Genomic DNA, 3,882 nt, shown 5'->3' on the forward strand with positions numbered 1-3,882 from the left:
CAAAAACGGCAAAAATAAGAATTAAATTGCATAAAATCTGTAAATAGACCATTTAACTGATTATTATTCATTCTTAATTCTCCTGACTACTGACTACTGGCTACTGATTCCTAATCCTAACAACAATTTTTGATTTTTACAAGAGGTCTAATATGTTTCAAAATAGCTCTAGGGAAGTTAATGTTCTCCCAGTGGACGAACATAATCAAAAATTAGTTAATTATGTTCATCCTGCCGATTGGGTCAATCCACAACCCCAAGATTGTTATGATTTAGTCGTCATCGGTGCGGGTACTGCGGGTTTAGTTGTAGCGGCGGGGGCGGCGGGTTTAGATATAGGTTTAAAAGTGGCTTTAGTGGAAAAACATCTCATGGGGGGAGATTGCCTCAATTTCGGTTGTGTTCCTTCTAAATGTCTGATTCGTTCCTCTAGAATTATCGGGGAAATTGAGAAAGCCAAAAAATTAGGAATTGATATTGGAGATACTAGGGTAGATTTTGCCAGAGTCATGACCAGAATGCGGCAAATTCGCGCCGATATTAGTCATCATGATTCGGTGCAACGTTTCCAAAAACTAGGTATCGATGTCTTCTTCGGTAGCGCTCGTTTTTTAGGACAAAATGCCGTGGAAGTCGCGGGAAAAACCCTCGCTTATAAAAAAGCCGTCATTGCCACTGGTGCTGGGGCCTTTCATCCCGATATACCCGGACTAAAAGAAGCGGGATTTTATACTAATGAAACAATTTTTTCCCTAACAGAATTACCTCCCCGATTAGCTGTTATCGGTGGCGGGCCGATTGGTTGTGAATTAGCCCAAGCTTTTCAACGGTTAGGCGCGCAGGTGATTTTATTTCATAATCATTCCCATCTTTTGAATAAAGAAGACCGAGAAGCGGCCGAAATTATTGAGAATACTTTGCTGCGGGAAGGAATGCAATTGATTCTCTGCTGCCAAATTGAACGGGTGACAACAAATGAGCGGGGTAAAACCATTGAATATACAAGCAACGGTCAAGGAGCAACTATCACCGTTGACGAGATTTTAGTCGGTGCGGGCCGGGAGCCTAATGTGTCAGGATTAAATTTAGAAGCGGTAGCCGTGGAATACGATACTCGTCGGGGAGTCAAAGTTAATGATTATCTGCAAACTACTAACCCGAAAATTTATGCGGCCGGTGATATCTGTATGGATTGGAAATTTACCCATGCCGCCGATGCGGCCGCCCGTATTGTGATTAAAAATACCCTCTTTTCTCCCTTCGGTTTCGGACGCTATAAGCTCAGTAATTTAGTTATGCCTTGGGTCACTTATACCGACCCAGAAATCGCCCATGTGGGCATGGATGAAACCCAAGCACAGGCCCGGGGATTGGCCACTAATACTATTAAAATTCCTTTGAGTATAGTCGATCGAGCTATCACTGATGGGGAAACAGCAGGTTTTTTAAAAATTATTCACAAACAAGGCTCCGACCAAATTTTAGGAGCCACTATCGTCGCCACCCACGCCGGTGAGATGATTTCTCAAATTACCACCGCTATGGTTGCTAAAATCGGACTGCGTAAACTCTCTCTTGTTATTCATCCCTATCCCACCCAAGCGGAAGCGATTAAAAAGGCCGCCGATGCCTATCGCCGAACTCTCTTGACTCCTAATAGTAAAAAACTCTTGGAATTGTTGACTAAATTATCGCGTTAAAATCAGTTATTGCCACCGGAGAACTGCGGCAGAACTTTGAACAATTCTGGCGGGAAGCTGCCGCGCAGTTGGGAAACGCCCAATCCCTCACCGAACGGGGGTCGGGGAAATGGCAAGAGTACCAGTTGGAGAAATACCAACCCCTGACGCAGCTCTGCCCTTTTTAGAATACAAGTAAACGGTGAAAACCTTCTTGCTCAAAATGGCGATCGGTGGTTAATGCTTCATTAATATTGAACTGACGCATCAATAAAAAGCTAACTGCATCACATAAGGAATAAGTCTTATCTTGCCGTGCCATCAATAGTTTGACCGCAGCACGATGTAAAGGCTCATCTATCCAAACTGTCTCGATATCTGGATTTTCTAGCAAATCGGTGATAAATTCTAGGGTAGCTAAACGCGGGTAACGCCGAACTTGAGCTAGAGCAACTAACTCTGCTAAAACGTAACTGTGGGTGATGCTTTTACCTGCACTATCTAACAATTGGACAGCTTCTTCATGTCCTGGTTGATCACGATAGACATAGCAAAGTAACCCAGAAGTATCGAGGAGTATCACCGATTTGATGTCTCCTCATGAGTATCTCCATACTCTCTCCCTAAGTCAGCATCAATGCTTTCATTATCTGCTCCTGTCGGATAGCCGCTAATTGAGCCAGCGTGCGCTCGAAAGCGTTGACGTGCTGCTTCTTTTTCGGCTTCCGTGCGTTGGTCTTTAGCTTTTGTTAAGCGATACTGTCGCTCAAGGGAAGTTGTTACTAATTCTGACAGGTCGATACCTAATATTTTAGCTTGCTGTTGCAAGGCGGCATAGACTTCATCGCTCAATTCTAGGGTTAAGACTTGACTCATTTAGCTGTACCTTCATTGTGGCTATTGATTAGATTAATTTCTTTTTTAACTCTTTGACCATTATAACCTCGGACATCAGCTTGTCTCTTCACAGTAGCACTGTAGGGTGGGTTAGTGACAGCGTAACCCACCGCATATTAGGAAATTGATGGTGCGTTACATTAACATTAACGCACCCTACTGGACTGTTTCAACTAAAATAGGGCAATAGATTTCGGCTTAAAGTCTTAGATTATAGAATTTATAGCATTTTTCTAATACACCAAATTAGCTGAAACAAACCAGTAGGGTGGGTTAGTGACAGCGTAACCCACCGCATATTAGGAAATTGATGGTGCGTTACATTAACTACGAAAGCTTATAAGTCATCTTCCGATAATCGAGCTATTTTCATAATTGATTTTAAAGTTCCAATTTTTAAGTCCTGATTGCGGTGTACAGGAATAGATAGAATTTTATCTTCATCCTCCTTTTCATAAATATGGTGACTACTGGTAATTTTTTTGAGTATCCAACCTTTTTTTTCAACAATTTTACAGAGTTTTTTCCCTGATATTGATTTCATACAGCAATTTCAATCACTTCTGACCTAGATTCAGGTTGTTTGCTTTCATTGGCAACTTCTAACCAGCCTTGTATGGCATCTTGGAGGTTATCGACAACTTCGTCCATACTATCTCCTTCTGTTATACAACCGGGCAGAGCGGGAACTTCAGCCCAGTAACCGCCTTCTTCGGCTGGATGAATAATAGCTTTGATTTTCATCAGGTTCAGAATTTTTGAAAACTTATCTCTATATTTTAATATGAATATGGAAGTTGGGTTTCCTTGCGTCAACCCAACCTACAGGCGATGCGATCGCACTATCCCACCCAAGCGGAAGCGATTAAAAAGGCCGCCGATGCCTATCGTCGAACTCTCTTGACTCCTAATAGTAAAAAACTCTTGGAATTGTTGACTAAATTATCCCGTTAAAATCAATGATTGCCACTGGAGAACTGCGGCAGAACTTTGAACAATTCTGGCGGGAAGCAGCCGCACAGTTGGGAAAACCCCAATCCCTCACCGAACGGGGGTCGGGGAAATGGCAGGAATATCAATAAGCTTCTCCTTCATTAGTAGGGGAAATTTCTTCAGCCTCATCTTCAGTTTCGAGAGACATTTCTGCTGTCTGTTGGGCAAGTTGTTCAAAAATGTCAGTTTCTCTAGTTGTTATTGGTAAGGTATCTTCAACCTCAACCGCAGTTGGTTCAATCTCAGGGTACATTTCTCCTGTCTGTTGGGCAAGTTCTTCAAAAATGTCAGTTTCTCTAGTTGTTATTGGTAA

At 42.4% G+C, this 3,882-nt stretch carries 8 protein-coding genes; 3 read left to right on the forward strand and 5 right to left on the reverse strand.

All coding sequences use genetic code 11. The features are described 5' to 3' along the window. The first annotated feature begins 152 nt into the window (after positions 1-152). Positions 153-1,700: a mercuric reductase gene (locus IM477_RS10440; protein ID WP_287731642.1), complete on the forward strand. Its 1,548-nt coding sequence runs from the start codon at positions 153-155 to the stop codon at positions 1,698-1,700. A gap of 163 nt (positions 1,701-1,863) precedes the next feature. Here the strand turns inward: IM477_RS10440 and IM477_RS10445 are convergent, their stop codons facing one another. The 4 genes from IM477_RS10445 to IM477_RS10460 form a co-directional block, all read right to left on the reverse strand. Continuing rightward, on the reverse strand, positions 1,864-2,262 hold the full coding sequence (locus IM477_RS10445) for a type II toxin-antitoxin system VapC family toxin (RefSeq protein ID WP_002753596.1): 399 nt from the start codon (positions 2,260-2,262) through the stop codon (positions 1,864-1,866). Next, the gene (locus IM477_RS10450; protein ID WP_002753598.1) at positions 2,259-2,555 is read right to left on the reverse strand and encodes a hypothetical protein; all 297 of its coding nucleotides are present in this window, start codon (positions 2,553-2,555) and stop codon (positions 2,259-2,261) included. The genes IM477_RS10445 and IM477_RS10450 overlap by 4 nt, the downstream gene beginning before the upstream one ends. Positions 2,556-2,913: 358 nt before the next feature. Continuing rightward, the gene (locus IM477_RS10455; RefSeq protein WP_002741035.1) at positions 2,914-3,120 is read right to left on the reverse strand and encodes a type II toxin-antitoxin system HicA family toxin; all 207 of its coding nucleotides are present in this window, start codon (positions 3,118-3,120) and stop codon (positions 2,914-2,916) included. Beyond that, positions 3,117-3,320 carry a type II toxin-antitoxin system HicB family antitoxin gene (locus IM477_RS10460; protein WP_002734086.1) on the reverse strand — a complete coding sequence of 68 codons (204 nt, stop codon included), beginning with the start codon at positions 3,318-3,320 and terminating at the stop codon, positions 3,117-3,119. The genes IM477_RS10455 and IM477_RS10460 overlap by 4 nt, the downstream gene beginning before the upstream one ends. 63 nt (positions 3,321-3,383) lie before the next feature. On the opposite strand from IM477_RS10460, the gene IM477_RS10465 reads away from it, so the two are divergent. After that, complete coding sequence (locus tag IM477_RS10465) at positions 3,384-3,530, forward strand: hypothetical protein (RefSeq protein ID WP_154663885.1); 147 nt, start codon at positions 3,384-3,386, stop codon at positions 3,528-3,530. A 5-nt stretch (positions 3,531-3,535) separates the two neighbouring features. Next, on the forward strand, positions 3,536-3,658 hold the full coding sequence (locus tag IM477_RS10470) for a hypothetical protein (protein WP_262382326.1): 123 nt from the start codon (positions 3,536-3,538) through the stop codon (positions 3,656-3,658). Here IM477_RS10470 and IM477_RS10475 read toward each other — a convergent pair. Then, a partial coding sequence (locus IM477_RS10475; RefSeq protein ID WP_287731643.1) for a hypothetical protein occupies positions 3,652-3,882 on the reverse strand: 231 nt, incomplete at its 5' end. The two genes, IM477_RS10470 and IM477_RS10475, sit on opposite strands and share 7 nt — an antisense overlap.

The sequence above is a fragment of the Microcystis sp. M090S1 genome, assembly GCF_020246295.1.
In the GTDB taxonomy this organism is placed as follows: domain Bacteria; phylum Cyanobacteriota; class Cyanobacteriia; order Cyanobacteriales; family Microcystaceae; genus Microcystis; species Microcystis aeruginosa.

What these genes read in the sequence shown, in the direction of transcription:
- IM477_RS10460 (WP_002734086.1), bottom strand. Translation starts at nt 3,320, where the DNA reads ATGAAAATCAAAGCTATTATTCATCCAGCCGAAGAAGGCGGTTACTGG.
- IM477_RS10440 (WP_287731642.1), top strand. Translation starts at nt 153, where the DNA reads ATGTTTCAAAATAGCTCTAGGGAAGTTAATGTTCTCCCAGTGGACGAA.
- IM477_RS10450 (WP_002753598.1), bottom strand. Translation starts at nt 2,555, where the DNA reads ATGAGTCAAGTCTTAACCCTAGAATTGAGCGATGAAGTCTATGCCGCC.
- IM477_RS10470 (WP_262382326.1), top strand. Translation starts at nt 3,536, where the DNA reads ATGATTGCCACTGGAGAACTGCGGCAGAACTTTGAACAATTCTGGCGG.
- IM477_RS10455 (WP_002741035.1), bottom strand. Translation starts at nt 3,120, where the DNA reads ATGAAATCAATATCAGGGAAAAAACTCTGTAAAATTGTTGAAAAAAAA.